The following is a 19,149-nucleotide window of genomic DNA, read 5'->3' as shown; positions in this document are numbered from 1 at the left end:
TTACCACGCCTTAAATACGTTGTGTATTGACTATGCTATTTTCTGTACCAAAACTGTTTGCTATGTATCCATCGGCATGATGGTCATTGTCCCAAATAGTACCATTAACTAAATACCGAAAATGAAACTGTTGATCGTTCGGTAATCGCTGCTTGAGCTTAAAACATTGTTCTTTTTTATTAAACTTCATTGCAACAGGTTGCCAATCAGTAAATTCAGCGACTAACTGAACTTGCTCAGCCTGAGGATGCTGAAATTCAAATGTTACTTCAGCTTCGTTTTTAGTTTTAAAAAATCGTTTACTTAACATATTGGGCTCCAAACTAAACCTTAAGGTCAATTAATCCTTGCCACAGAAGTGCGTTCAACTACTCAACATACGCAGGGCTGTAAAATATTATTAGTGCGTGTTGACCTTTCAGAGTCAAAATCTTCAACCTTTAGGCTGTGTGTTCGATCGGTATACTACGTTATCGCACAATTTATGTAGATAAAACACTACTATGTGCTCTGTCTAGCATAAAAACCAAACATACTGCGGTAAAAGTAAACTCAAAAAATAAACACGCTCTAGTTAAACAAAGTTATATTTATGCTTTATGACAGTGCGATTAAATAAATATTGCACCAAATGTGTGCAAATAAAGCAAAAAACACTCACTTTATAATTACCATCTTAATGACAGCAAGAACTAAACCAAGTTAATCACTGTCTGAATTGTGACCTTTAAAGTAGTTAACAAATAACCACTGGTAAAGTGAATTTATTTAATAGTTGAATTGAGTAAACGCTCAAAAAATACTGATAAAATAACATCTAACTGAAAAGATGTTCCTTATTCAGGGGCGTTATTAAAGAAATGTTTTGTCAGTTAGTCTTACAAACTATATACTGAAAAAAATGTGTAATACCTAATAACAAATTCATATAATTAGGATAAAATGGTTTAATGGAATGACTAAACTTTTTCGCTTACTCAGTATTGCCTTTATTGCTATATTTATTTTTTGCTTTAGCATGAATATTTTATTAACGAAACAAGTCAATACCATTAATCCGCAACAATCTAGTATTGCCACTCGCGCTTTTGATACTGCTACCACCCAACTAACGATGCCCTCTTGGTATAACCCGATATTAAATGGCCACTATATAGTTAGCAAAGACGGTACTGATTACTTACTAATTAGAGCAACAGATACACAGTTTATTACCGCTCAAGCATCATCCATCATCAATGCCACTATTTTATCACCTGTAAACTTTATTCTACTGATTTTAATAGGTTTATTTTTAACATGGTATTTTGGTAAACAATTAAACATAAAGCGTGAAAAACAGCTGATAGAACAACTTAATATACAAACAAAAAAAGTTATCGAATCATTTAATATTCAACTTCCTGAACTTGAGCATGCGACAGAAGTAACTCGTTTAAGCCAAGCAATTAATGCATTAACCAGCCATGTAGCTAATTATGCCCGTGAAACTCAAACCAGCATTTGCCAAGATAAATTGACTTTGTTGATTGACCGTCATGCTTATATCGAGCACCTAGACCGCCAACTCAACGGTGCTGAACTAAAAAATATTCACTGTGCCTTGTTATTTATTGATTTAGATGGCTTTAAGCAAGTGAATGACTCTTTTGGCCACAGTTTTGGTGATGAAGTATTGATTCAAGTAGCCGAACGCCTGGCTAGCGTATTACGCCATCATAAGCTTAATGATATCAATCCCACCAGTCTATTAGAGCAAAATTTAGCGCGTTTAGGGGGCGATGAGTTCTCTATTTTCATTAATAATATTGATTGCAACTCTAAAAGCTTAGATGTGGCACAGCATGTACTAAACGAAATAGAGCGGGACTTTGTTCTGGGTAATAAACTAATTAAGATCAGTGCCAGTGTCGGTATTGCTGTTTATCCTGAAAGTGCATCAACTCCCCATGCTTTGTTGCAAATGGCGGATGTTGCTATGTATCGTGCTAAAACCGATGGGCGTGGTATTTTTAAAGTCTATTCGCCAGAAATGGGTAATAAAATGCGTCGCTACCATTACTTACTCGAAGAGCTGCGTTTAGCCATTGCGTGTCATAATTTTCATTTATCATTTCAGCCTATTGTGCATGTTGAAGATTGCGCCATTGATTACTTCGAAGCGTTAGTGCGCTGGGACCATCCTGTTGAGGGGGCTATTTCTCCAGTGGAGTTTATTCCGATTGCAGAAGAATCAAACCTTATATTAGAGCTTGGTGATTGGATAATGCTAGAATCATGTCGACAAATGGCAGCTTGGCACAATGCTGGTATGCGCAAAGTTAAAATCTCAGTTAATGTCTCTGGCATTCAACTCAAACATCGCCCAATTCATGAATGGGTAATGAAAAAACTAGCCAAGACAGGGCTACCGCCCACTTCATTGATGTTAGAGATCACTGAATCGACATTGATCACCGCTAGCAACACTATCATTAATGAATTAGAGAAATTGCGTAAAGAAGGCGTCACTATTGCAATAGATGACTTTGGTACCGGTTTTAGCTCATTAAGTACCTTAGCTGATCTACCTATTGACGTAATCAAGATTGATAGATTATTCATAGCGCAAGCTAATGAAAACCCGAAATATAACAAAATATTAAATTCAATCAGTGAATTAGGTACTAAGCTTGGGCTTAAAATCGTTGCTGAAGGAGTTGAAGAAATCGCCCAGTTTGAATTAGTGAAACGCATGGGAATTAGTAGCGTACAAGGGTATTTAGTTAGTCGTCCGCAGTCATCTGTGAATGTTGGCAGTAAGGTACTACAAGGGAATGTTAATCATATCGCCGCGACTGGCACTGGCGTTTGGAACCTCGAAACTTAACGATTTGTCATTTAAAATTTTATTACCATGGAAATCTAGCTAAAAATAGATAATAATACTTAATAATTAGTATCCAATTCCCCATCTTACATGCTTAAAAAAAGTCTCTTTTCCTTAATCTCAATCGTAATTTTAGTTAGTGTTATTCTTACTAGCATGTCAATTTATACCTTATACAGCAAAAAGAAACTCAGTGTTGATCCTAAACTAAAAGAAATATCGGGGATCGAATTTGATAAATTCAAGCGCTTATGGGCAATAAATGATGGCGGTAATGAAGCAAAACTTTATCGTCTCAACGAGGACGGCTCTATTGCCAAAGAGGTACTGGTTACTAATGCGAAAAACATTGATTGGGAAGATATGACTCAGAATGATTTTGGGCACTTCTTTTTAGGAGACTTTGGTAATAATAATCAAGAACGTAAATGGCTCACTATTTATAAAATAGAAAATCCCATCGACATTAAAACTGATACCACCGAAGCTGAAATTATCAAGTTCACTTATCCAGAACTTGACGGTAGCCCTATCACTCCAGATAAACGAAACTTTGACCTAGAAGCATTTGTAGCCTTTGGCCGCCACTTATATTTGTTTACTAAAAACCGTACGGAACCGTTTGATGGGATTACAAATTTGTATAAAGTTGGCGATCATGCAGCGAATTTTGATGCGCAGTTAATAGATTCCTTTAAAACTTGTACAACGATGGAAAAGCTCTGTTGGATAACTTCAGCGGCACTTAGCCCCGATCGTACAAAGTTAGTATTACTAGATTCAACAAGCATTTGGTTATTTGAAAACTTTACTGGTGATAAGTTTTTCTCAGGAGACGTATCGCGGATAGATTTGGGTATTGTGACTCAAAAAGAAGCGATTACATTTTATGATGAAAATACCATTGTATTTACCGATGAAGAATTTAAAGGAATTGGCGGTAACGCCTATGTCATTAAACTCGATGAAGTAAAAAAAACCATCATTAAGAAAATACCAACGGCGTCAGATTAAAATAAATCTATATCAGTGCTTTTGTCGTTTGAGTTAATTAAGTTATTTTCCATTAACTGTTCATAAAAGCACAGCCTATTGCGACCATTTTCTTTTGCATAATAAAGTGCCTTATCCGCATTTTCCAATACAGTAATAGGGAAATCATAAGGACTGATACGACACATGCCTATACTTACAGTCATATTTTCAACAAATGGAAAATGAGTGTCTCTGATCATCTCCATAAACTCATTCATTTTCTTTTCGATAGATTCAAAGTTAGTAGGTTCAAACACTATCACAAATTCCTCACCACCAAAGCGAAAAATCAAGTCTGTTGAACGCAGGAAGTGACGCATTTTTTGTGCAAGTAACAATAAAACCTCATCACCACAAACATGACCAAAGCTATCATTAATTTTTTTGAAATGATCAATATCAAGCATTGCTAACCAAGATGTTGAACTGAGCTTTCGCTTGCGATTATCATCCGTTTTAACCGTTTTATGCTGTTTAATTACTTGCTTTTCAATTAGCTGCTTTATTTTTTTATCAAATGTTTGCCTATTTAACAGACCAGTCAGTTGATCCCGTTCATTCTCATGCAAGATAAATAAATAATTTTCATAAATACGGCAAAAGGCATTAAGCAAAACCTGATCCGAGCTTTTTAAACCTTTGCAAACAACAGCAATTGCACCTATCGGCTTTTCTTGCAAAGATATTGGTAACCAACGCTTCTCGATACCATCAGCAGACTGTACAGTAATAATGCAAGCTGAGCGCAAACATGACAACAGTTCAGGCTCTGGTGAATCAACAACTTGACGTTGCGCCCACTCAAACTGATTACCATTGATTACTTTTAACGATATACTGCGCTCAATCGTTAAATCACTTTGCACGTCTAAATCCTTATAAACTACAATTTCTGTACAACCAACAAATTCTTGGATCGTCAAGATCAAGCTATATTCCAATGAATCTACATCACGGTTTTTGGTTATTTTAATTAGTGAATTTAATAAGTTTTCTTCCATAAGGATCCTGTATTCAAATAACTGAACATTCTTATTATGACTAATTACCCGTATAAAAGATTATAAAAATATAAATCAAACAAAAACGTCAATAAAGTTTGCTATCATAATTACATTAACGAGTAAGAAAACCCAGTGCTAGTCGTAAGTGTAGTGTGTAAATACTGTTTAGTCACAATAGAAAGTATGACATTCTGTATTTATCGTCAACTTAGCGTTTAAATTTTGTTTCTAAAATAACAGAAGAAGTCGTACGTTCAACTCCATCTAAATTACCAATATCATCGAGTAAATGGCTGAGTTTTTCTAGATTTTGTGCTTGCACAACTGCAATTAAATCAAACTCACCACTGATAGCATACAATTGTGAGATGGCATCAATCTGCTTGAGCTCGAGGTTAGTTTTAGTGGTTAGTTTTTGCTTTACCTTAATCGATACATGGGCCGATACCATGGCACTTAAGTACGCATCGCCATAGTCAACACTGTAGCCCTTTATCACTCCAGTCTCTTCTAGCTTTAACATCCTACTTTGTACAGTTGAGCGTGATAAGTTAAGTGCCCTGGCAAGATCAGAAATACTCGCTCTGGCATTCGTGCGAAGTATAGAAAGTAGCTTTTCGTCTTGTATAGTTATCATATTGATTATTAACCTCGTCATTTTGTATTTTATTTTAATCATTTTTCACAAAATAGCACTGCAAATTTAAGCTTTGAACTCAGATAATAGCGGTAGTAAATAAGAAAAATTATTAAAGCACATTATTGCAGGGTAATAACGGCTTGATTAACCCATCAAATGCAATTTGTTTTTTTCATATTAAGCCAGAATTAGGTGTAACAAATGCAAGTAACAAGAGAATTATTCAACGACGTAATGGTCCCTAACTATAACCCATCAGAGGTTATTCCGGTGCGTGGCCAAGGTTCTCGTGTTTGGGATCAAAACGATAAAGAATATATCGACTTTGCTGGCGGTATTGCGGTCAACTGTTTAGGTCACTGTCACCCAGCCCTTGTTAATGCGTTAAAAGAGCAAGGCGAAAAAATCTGGCACTTATCCAATGTCATGACTAATGAGCCAGCACTTCGATTAGCTAAAAAAATCACCGACGCAACATTTGCAGACAAAGTTTACTTTGCAAACTCAGGCGCAGAAGCAAATGAAGCAGCGCTAAAACTTGCGCGTCGTTTCGCATTGGATGTACATGGTGCTGATAAAAGCCAAATAATCGCATTTAACAAAGGCTTTCATGGTCGTACCTTTTTTACCGTAACTGTGGGTGGCCAAACCGCATATTCTGACGGTTTTGGTCCTAAACCAGCCGCAATTGATCATTGTGACTACAATGATTTAGCTGCTTTTGAAGCACTGATCAGCGATAAAACCTGTGCCGTAATGATGGAACCTCTGCAAGGTGAAGGCGGCATTATCTCTGCAAATAATGAATTTATCAAAGGTGTGCGTGCTTTGTGTGATAAACACAATGCATTGCTTATTTTTGACGAAGTACAAACGGGTGTAGGCCGTACAGGCTCACTATACGCATACCAAGAATTAGGCGTGACACCAGATATTTTAACAACAGCAAAAGCGTTGGGTGGCGGTTTCCCTATTGGTGCGATGATCACCACTTCTGATATTGCAGCACATCTTAAAGTGGGCACGCATGGTTCAACCTATGGCGGTAACCCGTTAGCGTGTGCAGTGGCAGAAGCGGCATTTGATACCGTGAATACCGAACAAGTGCTAAGCGGCGTTAAACAGCGTGAACAGCTTTTCCGTAATGGTTTTGCAGCGATCAACGCAAAATACGACGTATTTAGTGAAGTACGCGGTAAAGGTCTATTATTAGGCGCCGTACTAAACAGCAAGTTTGAAGGGCGCGCTCGCGACTTCTTAGTAGCAAGTACTCAACAAGGGCTAATGAGCTTAGTTGCTGGTACTGATGTTATTCGTTTTACGCCTTCGCTGGTGATCCCACTTGAGGACATTAAAGAAGGTCTAGTGCGCTTTGAAAAAGCCGTAGCAGACGTTGTAAACGGTTAACCTAATTTAACGCCCTGTTTAGGGCGTTAATGGAGCACTTTTAAATGCAAGTATTACGTCCTATAACCGCAAATGATTTTGACTCACTAAAACAAATAGCAATAGAGTCAGGCCATGGTTTTACATCATTACCTGTTGATGATGCCTTGTTGCTAGAGAAAATTGAACGAGCAGAAAGGAGCTTTGCAAAAAACATTAATAAGCCTCAAGACGAGGGCTACCTATTTGTATTAGAAGACAGTGAAACAGGTCAAGTCGTTGGCACTACCGCGATTGAAGCGGCGGTCGGTATGAACGTTCCTTTGTATCACTATCATTTAGGTAAAACGGTTCATCATTCACGCACTCTTAACGTATATAACACCGTTGATATTCTCAGCATGTGTAATGATTACACCGGCTGCTCAGAGATATGCACACTATTTTTACGTGAAGATAGCCGCAAAGGGCTAACAGGACGTTTCTTATCGCGTTCACGCTTTTTGTTTATGGCTCAACACAGTGAGCGTTTTGCCGATACCATCATTGCAGAAATGCGTGGCGTTAGTGACGAAAACGGCCATTCTCCATTTTGGCAATGGCTTGAAGAACATTTTTTCAGTATTGAATTCCCACTAGCCGATCATTTAGTCGGCTTAGGCGATAAAGTATTTATTAGTGAATTAATGCCCAAGTACCCTATTTACGCCAACCTGTTAAGCAAAAAAGCGCAAGCTGTAATTGGTAAAGTACACGAGCACACTAAACCTGCACTAAAATTGCTTGAAAAAGAAGGTTTTGAGCATCGAGGTTACGTTGATTTATTTGATGCTGGGCCAACAGTTGAAGCCAAACTTGGCAATATACGTAGCATCCGTGAATCTCAAGTATGCCCTATTACCATAGGTGAACTTGATCATATTAATCAACAAAGTTCCGACACCTTAGCTATTTGTAATCAAGGCGTGAATGACTTCAGAGCCACTTTCACAAAACATGCACATTATAATCATGCTAAACATACCTTGATTATTAGCAGTGAAGTTGCAAAAGCACTTAAATTAAAACAAGGAGATGCAGCGCGGTTTTTCCGTCTGTAAACCTCTGTAGGAGTTTCTATGAGCGTTAATACGCACAACAGCCAACTAATCAATAACCAATGGCAAACTGGCTTAGGTCATGATTTCAGTTCAATAAACCCAAGTAACGGGGATATTGTTTGGCAAGGTAAAGCAGCAAGTAAAGAACAAGTAGACGCAGCGATTAAATCAGCTCGTCAGGCACACATTACATGGGCAAATACCCCAATTACAGAGCGTATTGCGGTTCTTGAACGTTTTGTCAGCCAGCTAAAAGAAAATAGCGAAGAGTTTGCGACTATCATTGCCCGCGAAACAGGTAAACCACTATGGGAAACACGTACCGAAGTGGGTGCTATGACAGGCAAAGTGGCGATCTCAATAAAAGCTCATAATGAACGAACAGGCACTACTGAAAATCCAATGCCCGGCGCTAAAGCTTTTATTCGTCATAAGCCGCATGGCGTAGTGGCTATTTTTGGCCCTTATAATTTCCCAGGCCACCTCCCTAATGGTCATATAGTACCGGCAATTTTAGCGGGTAATACCGTCGTATTTAAACCATCTGAGCTAACCCCACTTGTTGCTCAATACACACTTGAGTTATGGTTAAAAGCAGGCCTGCCAGCTGGGGTGATCAACCTTATTCAGGGTGAAGTTGACACCGGTATTGCACTTGCTAGCCACCAAGATACCGATGGGTTGTTTTTTACTGGCAGCTCAAACACAGGTCATTTATTACATAAGCAGTTTGCTGGACATCCAGGTAAAATTTTAGCGCTAGAAATGGGGGGGAATAACCCGCTCATAGTTAAAGATGTGGCTGACGTAAATGCTGCCGTGCATGATATTATCCAATCCGGCTTTATAACTTCTGGCCAGCGCTGTACGTGCGCCCGTCGGGTATTTATTGCAAATACAGCTAATGGTAATGCTATTTTAGAAAAGCTGATCACCGCAACTAAAAGTATTAAAGTTGCAGACAGCTTTAGCGAAGAACAACCTTTCATGGGGGCTATGATCAGCGAAAAAGCCGCGCTTGGGATGGTCGCCGCTCAGCAACAATTGATTGATATGGGAGCTGAACCTTTAGTTGAACTAAAACACTTAAAACCAGGCACAGGTTTTGTAAGCCCTGGTATTATCGATGTAACAAATGTGGCCAGCATCGCAGATGAAGAACACTTTGGCCCATTAATTAAAATTTATCGCTATAGCGACTTTGACAGTGCAATTGTGGAAGCGAACAATACCTCATTTGGTTTATCGGCTGGGCTTTTAAGTGACTCAAGTGAAGATTATGAGCACTTCTTAAAACATATTCGCGCCGGTATTGTTAACTGGAATCGCCCAATTACCGGTGCATCAAGTGCCGCGCCATTTGGTGGTATTGGTGCCAGTGGTAACCACAGAGCGAGCGCCTATTACGCCGCAGATTACTGCTCATACCCAGTAGCCTCTGTTGAAGCACCAAGCGTTAGTTTACCAAGTACCCTTGCGCCGGGCTTAATTATTGAATAATCAGTCTGCAGCTTAACGGCTGCAGAAATTAAATTAAGGAATTAAAAATGCACACAGATGTAAATGCCCTTTTTGACAACTTATGGCAAAACTACCTAGCGGTAACACCGTCAGCTGTAAAAGTTCATGAGCTATTAGGCTCGACACAACAAGATGATGTGATCAACGACCATATTGCACTACGCACTTTCAATCATGAAAAAATTGGTCTGGAAAAGTTAGCCGCCCATTTCTTAGCCGTCGGTTATAAAGAATGTGGTGAATATCATTTTGAAGCTAAAAAATTGTATGCTAAACATTATGAGCATACCGATCCAAAGCAACCAAAAGTATTTATTTCTGAATTACTTGTAGAGCAATGTTCTGAGCAACTGCAAGCCATCGTTAATGAGCTGGTTGCCAGCATAGATGCAGATGCCGTAACCGCAGAAAACTTCTTATACTCAGGCACCCATTGGCAAGTAAGCTCTGAAACTTATAAACAGTTACTCGCTGAAAGCGAATATGCAGCGTGGATGTCAGCATGGGGTTACCGTGCTAATCATTTCACCGTGAACATTAATGAACTTGCCAAATTTGATAAAATTGAAGACGTTAACCAAGCGCTTAAAGATGCCGGTTTTGCCCTTAATATTTCAGGCGGTGAAGTAAAAGGCTCACCTGAGGTATTACTTGAGCAATCATCAACCCTTGCCGATGACTTTGCCGTAGAGTTTAGTGACACGACGATGAGCGTACCTAGTTGTTTTTATGAGTTTGCCCTGCGTTATGCGAAACCTGATGGTGAACTATATACCGGTTTCGTTGCTGCATCGGCCGATAAAATCTTTGAAAGCACCAATGCACGTTAATTAATCTAGATTCAGATCATAAGTGCATGTGTTTAAAGCTGGGTGCTTACTGGCTGATTTCATAAAGTACTTAGCTGTACGATAGAAAAAACGCAGTTGTAATGAACAACTGCGTTTTTATTGTTTTTATACTAGGATTATGAGTCACTATATAAATAGTGGTTTATAGTCGTTTTCTAACTGTTCAAATGACAAATCACCAATAAAACGGCCAAAACTAAGCCACGTTGCTAAACCACGTAAATCTTTAAAATGTGGTGGAACAAACTTAGGGTCTTCAATTACACCTAAATCATGTAATTGCGATATTAGTCTAAAGTCATCAATCGAGATTTTACCCACTAACAGCAAAGGTAATTGATCGATGCGGCCAAGTTGTATCGCAACCCGAATTAAATTGTAAACCAATACAAACCCTTTGATATAAGCGATATCTTTAGTAAATGGCAACCCTGTTGCGGTACTGCCACGAAATACTCGCTGGGCCAATGTATAGCTCTCATCTTTACTCAAGCCTTGAGCAACATAATCACGATATATATCAACAAACTCAGCCCCATCAATTACCTTGGTCACCGCTTGAATACGATTTACTAACTTCGCTAAACGTCGAGGTGTTGATTTAAGGGTGATGATTTCGGTTAGTACTGCCAGCCCCTCTTGTGTCACTGTTGAACTTGGCGTGCCTTTACTTAAACAGGTTAAGTATGGCTGAGCTAAACCATTTTGCGTTGTACCGACGTGGATCCAGCCCTCATGTACTTCTAAAATATCAAGCTCTCGTTGAGAAAACTTTACATCTTGATTTAGCTTAATATTATTAGCACCAGCAGCTGCATCACTGACGATCCCATCACTAATGACCACTTCAACATCGATACCTGACATGCTTAAACGTACTTGTTCAGCTAGAATCCGAACGGCTTCATCAGCATCTATATTTTTAGGATCATCAGGTAAAATATCGGCCGCTAATAGATTTTTGAGCGGTAACTCAAGCATATTTGCAAGCTCTGATAACGATGGCTCACCGGCATGAAATAAATCTTTTGGATGACCAAACAACTCTACAGATAAATCATGAAATTCAGCAGTGCCACGATATTCAAGCATACTCAATACCGTTTTGTACTCGCTGCACATTTTACTCATATATTGAGCGATAGGATTGAGTTGCCCAAGCTGGCTAATGATATTACGGTTTAGATCAGAAAATGCTTGGCGTAGCTCGCTAGGTACAAAACCTAGATCCCGTTGCTGATAATAGGCTTTATCAACCAGTGGGTTTTTTTGACATTTTTGTCTAAAAAACTCTTCCTTTATGCTTTTATCCCAATTTATCGCATCTAAGATGCGGATCGGGGTTTGTAGGGCGATTAATCGATCTGATAACTCGCGAGTTTTAAGTAATAACGCCTTATCTATCATGCTCTAAGCTCACTGATGAATGAGCCTAGAGGATAGGCTAGATTTGCTCATTTTCAAAGCAAATTATTACTTACTTTGCAAATTTACAGGGCTAGAAAAATCGCTGATACGATTAACCATGTGTCCATTTTTATAAATGACCAAGGTAGGCACACTACTGATTTTATTATCAATAAATAAATCATTACCGTGATCAATGTACACCGGATGTATGACTTTAAATTTTTCGATATATTCATCAACAGCTGCTTGATCTGTCCATAATTGGCTAACCCTAGCTTCAGTATCAATTCCCTGATTGGTTAATCGATTGATTTGCTTTTGAGCTGCGGCACAGTTTGTTGCCATCTTCGGGCGAGTATCAGCTAAATACCAATCACACCACGTTGCCGTATATAATATTGCTTTTAAGCCAAACTCTGGAATAACTAAAGCAGTCGCAGCTTGCTTATTACCTTCATCTAACAAGCGTGGCTTTGCCACCACGCCGTCATGTGATAATAATCGCAGTGTATTATCAAGTGCTTTATCTGCTTCATGGCCTTGAAAAATAACTTTGCCCGTTTTATCGAGTAATACATGAAAAGGAGTGCCTATAAATTGATAATGCTGAGCAACTTTTGCGGTATGATCACTCATGATCGGCATGGTTAAATTAAACTCTTTTTTAACAGCTGCAACAGCAGTAGGATCATCATTTAGATCAATGTTAATCGCTATTGTATCAATTGTATCTCCATACTGTTCATAGGCCTGCTGAAAGTGTGGCATTTGCTCCATACACGGTTTACACCAAGTCGCCCAAAATTTTAAATACACAGGCTTTTTGCCAACGATTTTATTCAGCTCGAACAGTTCACCCTGTTTGTTTTTTAAAACCAAATTTGACTCATTTGCTAACAAATGTTGACTGCATGAAAAGTACAAAAAGACCCACAACAGCTTAATATATTTAAACTTCATCATTGTTATCCCTAAAATAAATTCACCTTAGCATGGTCGCTTTCTCAGCAGATTGTAATTTTGCGACATCGGTGAACTTTTCGATCATTTATCATTACATGGTATAAACTAAATAGAGTTAGGTTTCGTATCAATTTAATTATCAAAGCAACTTTTGGAGTAGTGATGAAAAATGACATCGAAGGAAAACAAATATTAGCTGTCTATGAGCAGATCATCCAACATGGTGAGATAAATAATGAAGGGAAACACTATAAAGGATTAACCGCATTTTCAGATATTGATGGTTATACCATTTATCTTAAAGGCAGTTGCGTATTGCTCAGATTTGGTTTTCACAACACCTATCATCTCGATTATGAACATGAGAAGCATAAAGATGACTTCCTTAAAAAGCTGGAAAATATAATCAATGAGGTGTAATTGTGTATAACAGCAAACCCCGCATTCGCCCAGCTAACAAGCACAACCAACATACAGATTTTATAGCCAAGGTTGTGCAAGAATTACGCGACGATGAAAGTAAGCTTGCCATAATTAAAGGTAATCTTGAGGAGTATCGGCAACAACGGTTCCTGAAGCGAGGATTTTTAACTGCAATCGAACGATTCGACTGGGTGTTTGAAGCTTCTGATAATATTGAAGATATTTGTCAGCAAATCTTAGCGGATGACTATATTGGCCAGCGATTACGTCGCTATCCATTACTTTTCAAAGGAATTCTATAGCCTAATTGACAGTTTATCGTACCCATCTGGTAAACCACCGTTTATTGATGATAATAATGCTTAAAAATGATAGATTGCGGAAATTTTAAATTTTAAGAGCCTTGCTATGTCAAAAGCCGTCGACACTGCCGACTCATCGAGTGAAGAAAAACAATCGGGATTATTTAACCGATTTTTAGCCTCTGTTGAGTTTTTGGGGAATATGTTACCCCACCCAATCACCTTGTTTGCCCTATTTTGTGTGGCCATTATTGTTTTCAGTGGTATTGCTGATTGGTTTGGATTAACTGCAATTGATCCTCGCCCAATTGGCTCCGCAGGTCGTGAAGCTGACGGCGTTATCGAAGTTATGAGTCTATTAAGTGCTGAAGGCTTACAACGTATCGTCACCGGTCTTGTTACTAATTTTACTAGTTTTGCCCCTTTAGGCACTGTGCTTGTTGCACTATTAGGTGTCAGCGTTGCCGAACATTCAGGGCTATTATCTGCTGCAATGCGTGGCATGGTAATGGGGGCATCAAAACGCTTAGTTACTTTTATGGTGGTATTTGCCGCTATATTATCTAATACCGCATCTGAACTTGGTTATGTTGTATTAATCCCTTTAGCCGCAATGATCTTCCATAGTTTAGGGCGTCATCCTTTAGCCGGCTTAGCCGCGGCTTTTGCTGGTGTATCAGGTGGTTACAGTGCTAATTTATTGTTAGGTACGATTGATCCATTGCTTGCAGGTATTACGACTCCGGCAGCACAAATGATTGATCCAACTTACCAAGTTGGCGCTGAAGCAAACTGGTATTTTATGATGATTTCAGTTTTATTGATTGCCGTATTAGGCACCATCGTTACTGAAAAAATTGTTGAACCCCGCCTTGGAAAATACAACCCCGACGATGCCAGTGCTGATCTGGCGCAGAATAATATAGAAGGCTTAACTGCTAAAGAAAAATCAGGCTTAAAATGGGCTGGATTTTCTTTATTGTTAGTATCACTACTACTTGCTTGGACAATCGTGCCTGCAGATGGCATTTTGCGCCATCCTGAAACAGGCTTATTTGCCCACTCGCCTTTTTCTAAAGGGATTGTGGTATTTATTTTTATTACCTTTGGTATACCAGGTTTCGTTTATGGCCGTGTAGTAGGCACCATGAAAAATGATAAAGACGTGATCAACGCAATGAGCAAAAGTATGAGCTCAATGGGCATGTACATTGTATTAGTATTTTTTGCCGCGCAGTTTGTTGCCTTCTTTAAATGGACTAACTTAGGGACTATTTTAGCTATAAATGGCGCTGCTATGTTACAAGCCCTCAATCTGACTGGTCCTGAAGTATTTGTGTTATTTATATTAATGTGTGCATTAGTTAATCTAAGCTTAGGTTCTTCATCTGCACAATGGGCAATCACTGCGCCAATATTTGTACCTATGCTCATGTTGATTGGCTATGCGCCAGAGACCATTCAGGCGGCTTATCGGATTGGTGATTCTGTCACGAACTTGATCACCCCAATGATGAGTTACTTTGGCTTGATCCTCGCCGTTGCCACTAAATATAAAAAAGACATGGGAATAGGCACTTTAGTCGCCACCATGCTGCCTTATAGTATGATTTTCTTTGTCGGTTGGGTTGCTCTGTTTTATTTGTGGGTGTTTGTATTTGGTCTGCCAGTAGGGCCTGGCTCACCAATTTATTACACACCTTAATAACCGATAAATAATGCCAGCTGTTGCTGGCATTATTATTGAGTAACTCTAACCTGTTTGAAAAACTAAACTATCTGCTTTAATAATAGTAACTACTTATACAATTGCCACATTACTAGCAACTTCAACGAGATCTAAAATTATGAAAATAGTATTTTTTATTATCACTTTAGCATGTTCTTTGATCAGCATAACAAGTTATGCGCAGCCACTCCCATCAGTAAATATAAAGTCCGTTGCATTAACTAATTATGCGAACCCGCAACAACACATCTATACTGCAGGACAACCTTCTAAAGAGCAATTTCAGCAGCTTGCAAAGCAAGGTATAAAGTATGTGATTAATTTACGCGGGGATGGGGAAAATAATTGGGATGAACAGGCTTTAGTGACCAATTTAGGACTGCAATACTTTTCACTGCCCATTTCATCAAGAGCCGATATCAATATTGAAAATGCAAAAAAGCTGCAGCAATTATTAGCGCAAGCATCTGAGAGCCCAACATTACTGCATTGTGCAAGTGGTAACCGAGTTGGTGCACTGATTGCACTTTATAACGCAATAGAGCTTAACCAACCAATTGAAAAAGCGATTGAAACAGGTAAGCAATGGGGCTTACAAGGTCTTGAACCTGTGGTAAGAGACGCCATAGCAACCTATAAAATAAAAGAGCATTAAAATAACACGTTAGCTATGTTAAAATGTTTAACTATTTTGTTTAACTTTAAATGGATTTAACAATGAAAAATATCTTTCTGTTACTCAGTTTATTCTGCACTTGTAGCTACGCGATAGAATTACAAAAATATCCTCTTGTACTTGAGTCATCAAGTGGCGAGCAAGTGACTATTATTAATACCCTTGATAACAGCCAAGCATTGGTCAAAGTCGTTGGGGTAAATAGTCCTATTGACGAAGTGGTTTTTTTAACCGCTCTGAAACCTCACGGAAGTATACAAGCTTACAAATACACGTTTGACGGGGAACAGCGAGCACTCGTCACGAAAGAGCAAGGTTATAGCTGTTGTAGCTACACACTATATTTGCCAAATAGCCGCCAAGCAATTTATTTGAGTGAACTAAAAGATAAGCGAGCAAAAGGAATAAGCGAAGATACCTATGCACAATATATAAGCCAACTTGAGCAAGGTATTCAGTTAAAACTAGCTAAGTTTGATCGCGATAATGCAATTAAACAATCACAAATCGCACTTACTGACGCTAGTAAAGAGCTAAATTTACAGTGTGAGAAAGACATAGCCACCTCAGTAAATTGGCAAGCACTTGATGATAAAACCTTACAAACTTATGCCGTTGGCGCATATTGTGCACAAGTAGCCAACTCATTAGCAAAGCAATGCCAACAATCAGCTAAATTTAAAGCTAAAGTACAACAATTTAATCAGGTTGATTGTGAATTTAGTAATGAACTAAAACTGCGTCATACCGACTCATTAATCAAATTTACTACAGCGCCAAAAGCACCAAACCAACAACAGTTTGTTGATGCATATTTTCGTAATTTATAGCAATAAAAAAAGCCCTTAGTTAAATACTAAGGGCTTTTTTAAAATGTAATTTAAAGCTGCCATGCATAACTTAATTTAGTAAAGAAAGTACGTTGATCGCGTTCTATACTTTTTAATGAGTCATCTTGATAGCCTTTATCTGAATAACCCAAGTAAAATAATGTTTGTGCGTTAATTTTATATGAGTAAACAAGCTGACTGCCATAATCTCGGTTGATGTGATTTACAGCAAAGTAATAAGCATTTTGATTTCGGTCGATATCTTCAAACTGTAAAATCAGTTTCAGCATCGAGCGCATATTAAATTTATAATAAATTCGTAAATCGGTTAGATTCGCTGTAAATACATTTTCACCTTGTGGGTTATCTAAACGGCTATAACTGTGCTCAAGCTGTAGTTGCCAATGATCATTGATGTCCCAGGTAAGTTCTGGCTCTAGAGTAAATAAATCACCTAACTGCTCATTACTGTAATCTATTTTACTACCAAACTCACTATAGAGCGTAATACGTAAATCTTTGCTTGGGTTAAAACCACCATAAATAAAGCCGATATTTTGATTATAAAAATCATCTTTATAGCTCTCATTACGATGGATCAAACCAAACTCTAAGGATGACTGTAATTGGCCTTTTAAAAAAATATACCCTTCGTACTCTTCTTCAAGCAAGCTACCATCTTGCGCCCAGGTTTTGTCCCAATCAACATTATAAGAATATTCGGTTATCATCTCACTTGCATCTAAGTACCAAGTTTGCCCGCCGCCTAGTAACACTTTTTTATAATCTACTTTTCCTTGATAGCCAACATCGGTACGATAATCCTCACCAATATCTTCGTAACTGGCAAGTAGCTTATAATCCCGTTTCTCGCGAGCAAACTCGATCTTATAAGCTTGATCAGATTGATTTTTCTCCAAGCCATAATTATCAGTTAAAAAAGCGGAGTTTTTAGTATCAGAGGTAGCAACTTGATACAACACACTATCTGTTTGATTAAACCAATAACTACCATCTACCGACAGTACGGTATTGTGATAGTCATTCGCTTCACGGTGGGTGCTCATCACCCCAATAGTGCCCTGCTCGCCAATGTCGTATTGATATCGGCCAACCGCTGACTTTGATTTTTCAGCTAAATTAGCAAAGCCAGAACCTTGGTTAGTCGGTAAAAAAAGACTGGTATTTTCATCATCGGCATACATAAAAGCATAACTATGTGCATCTGTTTTACCGGTTATTTTGGCGCCAATTTCAGGCTCGGCAATTGTACGAGTATATAAAAGCTCAAATAAACTGCTTTTGAAATACGATGCACCATCTAAAAAGAACGGGCGTTTCTCAGCATAATAAATAGAGTATGTGGTATTGACATCCAACTCTAAACTATCGGTCTCTACTTGCGAGAAATCGGGATTAATTGTGGCATTAATAACCGCATCTTGGCTGATCCCCCAACGTAAATCGAGTCCAGCTTCAGTCTCAATATCACCATTTTGCCAATCCCCTGGTACAGCCTCTTTCACATCATTGCGAAGAGCGGTCAAGGTCGGTGTTAATTGAATATTTTTGCTCGGCTCCATGGCATTAAAGCCTGTTATTTTATCAAACTGGCAAAAACTGCATTTCACGTCGCGGTCAAAACCTACATTGGATAATTGATATAAAACATCTCGAGGATAATTACGCCACAGCGCAAACCCCCATGTCATATCGGCTTTATTTTTAGGAAAACGCAATGCAGTGAACGGGATGCGCATCTCTACGGTATAACCTTGGTCAGTTATTTGCCCTGCACTGTCCCAAATCGCATCCCACGATGGGTCTTCAGTCCAGCCATCGGTATCGGTCATGCGCATATCACCTTGTGCACCGAGTGGATTTACGTAAAACTCATAACCTGTTCGCTCATCGTTAAAAGTATCAATCATCAATGCGACATTATCATCCGACCATAATGTATCGCGATCTCGAAGTGCTGCACGTATTTGACTGGGATCATTATCATAAGCAACAAAACCAAGATATAAATAGTTGCCATCTTCATAGATATAAGCGTCTGTTTTTACAGGTGGTATGCCTTTTTCGTTGGGTTCATTTTGATAGCGTAAAGGGATTAAAGTGGCTTGTTGCCAGTGCGGTTCGCTCAACTCACCATCAAGATCAATACCTTGATCAATGTGCGCTAAACTAAATTGTTGTTGCTCAGCGTGTGCAAACGTACTACATAAAGCGAAAGCTAAAACCCAGACAGGTAACGTTATTAATTTTATATACTGCATAAACATCCATTTAATACTCAGTTACTCGGATGAGTAAGTTAAGTAGCAATTGTAATTCACGCAGGTACATTTGTTAATAGTTTGATTGTAAAAATGTTATTTTAATTAACTAATCAAGACAAAAAGCT

General features: G+C 38.6%; 17 protein-coding genes. 11 read left to right on the top strand and 6 right to left on the bottom strand.

Translation table 11 applies throughout. From position 1 onward, the window contains the following. Positions 1 to 10: 10 nt before the first annotated feature. Positions 11 to 310 (bottom strand): isoamylase early set domain-containing protein, encoded by a 300-nt coding sequence (locus tag H5163_RS01885; RefSeq protein ID WP_145235928.1) that lies wholly within the window; start codon positions 308 to 310, stop codon positions 11 to 13. A gap of 645 nt (positions 311 to 955) precedes the next feature. On the opposite strand from H5163_RS01885, the gene H5163_RS01880 reads away from it, so the two are divergent. Further along, complete coding sequence (locus H5163_RS01880; RefSeq protein WP_145235932.1) at positions 956 to 2,869, top strand: bifunctional diguanylate cyclase/phosphodiesterase; 1,914 nt, start codon at positions 956 to 958, stop codon at positions 2,867 to 2,869. 90 nt (positions 2,870 to 2,959) lie between these two features. Then, positions 2,960 to 3,883, top strand: coding sequence for a hypothetical protein (locus H5163_RS01875; RefSeq protein ID WP_145235936.1), 924 nt, complete (start codon positions 2,960 to 2,962; stop codon positions 3,881 to 3,883). Here H5163_RS01875 and H5163_RS01870 read toward each other — a convergent pair. Both H5163_RS01870 and H5163_RS01865 read right to left on the bottom strand, forming a co-directional pair. Beyond that, positions 3,880 to 4,905, bottom strand: coding sequence for a GGDEF domain-containing protein (locus tag H5163_RS01870; protein WP_182734139.1), 1,026 nt, complete (start codon positions 4,903 to 4,905; stop codon positions 3,880 to 3,882). The genes H5163_RS01875 and H5163_RS01870 overlap by 4 nt on opposite strands. A gap of 211 nt (positions 4,906 to 5,116) precedes the next feature. Then, positions 5,117 to 5,545, bottom strand: coding sequence for an Lrp/AsnC family transcriptional regulator (locus H5163_RS01865; RefSeq protein ID WP_145235943.1), 429 nt, complete (start codon positions 5,543 to 5,545; stop codon positions 5,117 to 5,119). Between the two features lie 204 nt (positions 5,546 to 5,749). Here H5163_RS01865 and H5163_RS01860 point away from each other — a divergent pair, with 204 nt between their 5' ends. Genes H5163_RS01860 through H5163_RS01845 form a run of 4 tightly spaced genes read left to right on the top strand, consistent with a single transcriptional unit; the run spans position 5,750 to position 10,385 of the window. Further along, positions 5,750 to 6,955 (top strand): aspartate aminotransferase family protein, encoded by a 1,206-nt coding sequence (locus H5163_RS01860; RefSeq protein ID WP_182734137.1) that lies wholly within the window; start codon positions 5,750 to 5,752, stop codon positions 6,953 to 6,955. Between the two features lie 44 nt (positions 6,956 to 6,999). Then, the gene (astA, locus tag H5163_RS01855) at positions 7,000 to 8,034 is read left to right on the top strand and encodes an arginine N-succinyltransferase (protein WP_149980153.1); all 1,035 of its coding nucleotides are present in this window, start codon (positions 7,000 to 7,002) and stop codon (positions 8,032 to 8,034) included. 18 nt (positions 8,035 to 8,052) lie between these two features. After that, positions 8,053 to 9,534 (top strand): succinylglutamate-semialdehyde dehydrogenase, encoded by a 1,482-nt coding sequence (astD, locus tag H5163_RS01850; protein WP_182734135.1) that lies wholly within the window; start codon positions 8,053 to 8,055, stop codon positions 9,532 to 9,534. A 47-nt stretch (positions 9,535 to 9,581) separates the two neighbouring features. Beyond that, the gene (locus H5163_RS01845; RefSeq protein ID WP_182734133.1) at positions 9,582 to 10,385 is read left to right on the top strand and encodes a DUF1338 domain-containing protein; all 804 of its coding nucleotides are present in this window, start codon (positions 9,582 to 9,584) and stop codon (positions 10,383 to 10,385) included. A 147-nt stretch (positions 10,386 to 10,532) separates the two neighbouring features. Here H5163_RS01845 and H5163_RS01840 read toward each other — a convergent pair whose 3' ends face one another. Both H5163_RS01840 and H5163_RS01835 read right to left on the bottom strand, forming a co-directional pair. Then, positions 10,533 to 11,813: a flavohemoglobin expression-modulating QEGLA motif protein gene (locus H5163_RS01840; protein WP_182734131.1), complete on the bottom strand. Its 1,281-nt coding sequence runs from the start codon at positions 11,811 to 11,813 to the stop codon at positions 10,533 to 10,535. A gap of 66 nt (positions 11,814 to 11,879) precedes the next feature. Continuing rightward, positions 11,880 to 12,779, bottom strand: coding sequence for a redoxin family protein (locus H5163_RS01835; protein WP_182734129.1), 900 nt, complete (start codon positions 12,777 to 12,779; stop codon positions 11,880 to 11,882). Positions 12,780 to 12,941: 162 nt separating this feature from the next. On the opposite strand from H5163_RS01835, the gene H5163_RS01830 reads away from it, so the two are divergent. The 5 genes from H5163_RS01830 to H5163_RS01810 all read left to right on the top strand — a co-directional run bounded on the left by H5163_RS01830 (position 12,942) and on the right by H5163_RS01810 (position 16,739). Further along, complete coding sequence (locus tag H5163_RS01830) at positions 12,942 to 13,199, top strand: DUF3081 family protein (RefSeq protein WP_182734128.1); 258 nt, start codon at positions 12,942 to 12,944, stop codon at positions 13,197 to 13,199. Between the two features lie 2 nt (positions 13,200 to 13,201). Next, positions 13,202 to 13,504 (top strand): hypothetical protein, encoded by a 303-nt coding sequence (locus H5163_RS01825; protein ID WP_182731582.1) that lies wholly within the window; start codon positions 13,202 to 13,204, stop codon positions 13,502 to 13,504. Between the two features lie 106 nt (positions 13,505 to 13,610). Beyond that, a complete protein-coding gene (locus H5163_RS01820; protein ID WP_182734127.1) occupies positions 13,611 to 15,209 on the top strand; it encodes an AbgT family transporter in 1,599 nt (532 codons plus the stop codon). Between the two features lie 142 nt (positions 15,210 to 15,351). After that, the gene (locus tag H5163_RS01815) at positions 15,352 to 15,888 is read left to right on the top strand and encodes a fused DSP-PTPase phosphatase/NAD kinase-like protein (protein ID WP_145235990.1); all 537 of its coding nucleotides are present in this window, start codon (positions 15,352 to 15,354) and stop codon (positions 15,886 to 15,888) included. A gap of 62 nt (positions 15,889 to 15,950) precedes the next feature. After that, a complete protein-coding gene (locus H5163_RS01810) occupies positions 15,951 to 16,739 on the top strand; it encodes a hypothetical protein (RefSeq protein ID WP_145235993.1) in 789 nt (262 codons plus the stop codon). 50 nt (positions 16,740 to 16,789) lie between these two features. Here H5163_RS01810 and H5163_RS01805 read toward each other — a convergent pair whose 3' ends face one another. Then, a complete protein-coding gene (locus tag H5163_RS01805; RefSeq protein ID WP_182731578.1) occupies positions 16,790 to 19,021 on the bottom strand; it encodes a carbohydrate binding family 9 domain-containing protein in 2,232 nt (743 codons plus the stop codon). Between the last annotated feature and the right edge of the window lie 128 nt (positions 19,022 to 19,149).

This window comes from Pseudoalteromonas sp. SG44-8, from assembly GCF_014164125.1.
Classification (GTDB): Bacteria; Pseudomonadota; Gammaproteobacteria; order Enterobacterales; family Alteromonadaceae; genus Pseudoalteromonas; species Pseudoalteromonas rhizosphaerae.
This window is presented reverse-complemented; position numbering and strand designations above follow the sequence as displayed.

What these genes read in the sequence shown, in the direction of transcription:
- H5163_RS01870 (WP_182734139.1), bottom strand. Translation starts at nt 4,905, where the DNA reads ATGGAAGAAAACTTATTAAATTCACTAATTAAAATAACCAAAAACCGT.
- H5163_RS01840 (WP_182734131.1), bottom strand. Translation starts at nt 11,813, where the DNA reads ATGATAGATAAGGCGTTATTACTTAAAACTCGCGAGTTATCAGATCGA.
- H5163_RS01865 (WP_145235943.1), bottom strand. Translation starts at nt 5,545, where the DNA reads ATGATAACTATACAAGACGAAAAGCTACTTTCTATACTTCGCACGAAT.
- H5163_RS01885 (WP_145235928.1), bottom strand. Translation starts at nt 310, where the DNA reads ATGTTAAGTAAACGATTTTTTAAAACTAAAAACGAAGCTGAAGTAACA.
- H5163_RS01845 (WP_182734133.1), top strand. Translation starts at nt 9,582, where the DNA reads ATGCACACAGATGTAAATGCCCTTTTTGACAACTTATGGCAAAACTAC.
- H5163_RS01835 (WP_182734129.1), bottom strand. Translation starts at nt 12,779, where the DNA reads ATGATGAAGTTTAAATATATTAAGCTGTTGTGGGTCTTTTTGTACTTT.
- H5163_RS01810 (WP_145235993.1), top strand. Translation starts at nt 15,951, where the DNA reads ATGAAAAATATCTTTCTGTTACTCAGTTTATTCTGCACTTGTAGCTAC.
- H5163_RS01830 (WP_182734128.1), top strand. Translation starts at nt 12,942, where the DNA reads ATGAAAAATGACATCGAAGGAAAACAAATATTAGCTGTCTATGAGCAG.
- H5163_RS01805 (WP_182731578.1), bottom strand. Translation starts at nt 19,021, where the DNA reads ATGCAGTATATAAAATTAATAACGTTACCTGTCTGGGTTTTAGCTTTC.
- astD (WP_182734135.1), top strand. Translation starts at nt 8,053, where the DNA reads ATGAGCGTTAATACGCACAACAGCCAACTAATCAATAACCAATGGCAA.
- H5163_RS01875 (WP_145235936.1), top strand. Translation starts at nt 2,960, where the DNA reads ATGCTTAAAAAAAGTCTCTTTTCCTTAATCTCAATCGTAATTTTAGTT.
- H5163_RS01880 (WP_145235932.1), top strand. Translation starts at nt 956, where the DNA reads ATGACTAAACTTTTTCGCTTACTCAGTATTGCCTTTATTGCTATATTT.
- astA (WP_149980153.1), top strand. Translation starts at nt 7,000, where the DNA reads ATGCAAGTATTACGTCCTATAACCGCAAATGATTTTGACTCACTAAAA.
- H5163_RS01820 (WP_182734127.1), top strand. Translation starts at nt 13,611, where the DNA reads ATGTCAAAAGCCGTCGACACTGCCGACTCATCGAGTGAAGAAAAACAA.
- H5163_RS01860 (WP_182734137.1), top strand. Translation starts at nt 5,750, where the DNA reads ATGCAAGTAACAAGAGAATTATTCAACGACGTAATGGTCCCTAACTAT.
- H5163_RS01815 (WP_145235990.1), top strand. Translation starts at nt 15,352, where the DNA reads ATGAAAATAGTATTTTTTATTATCACTTTAGCATGTTCTTTGATCAGC.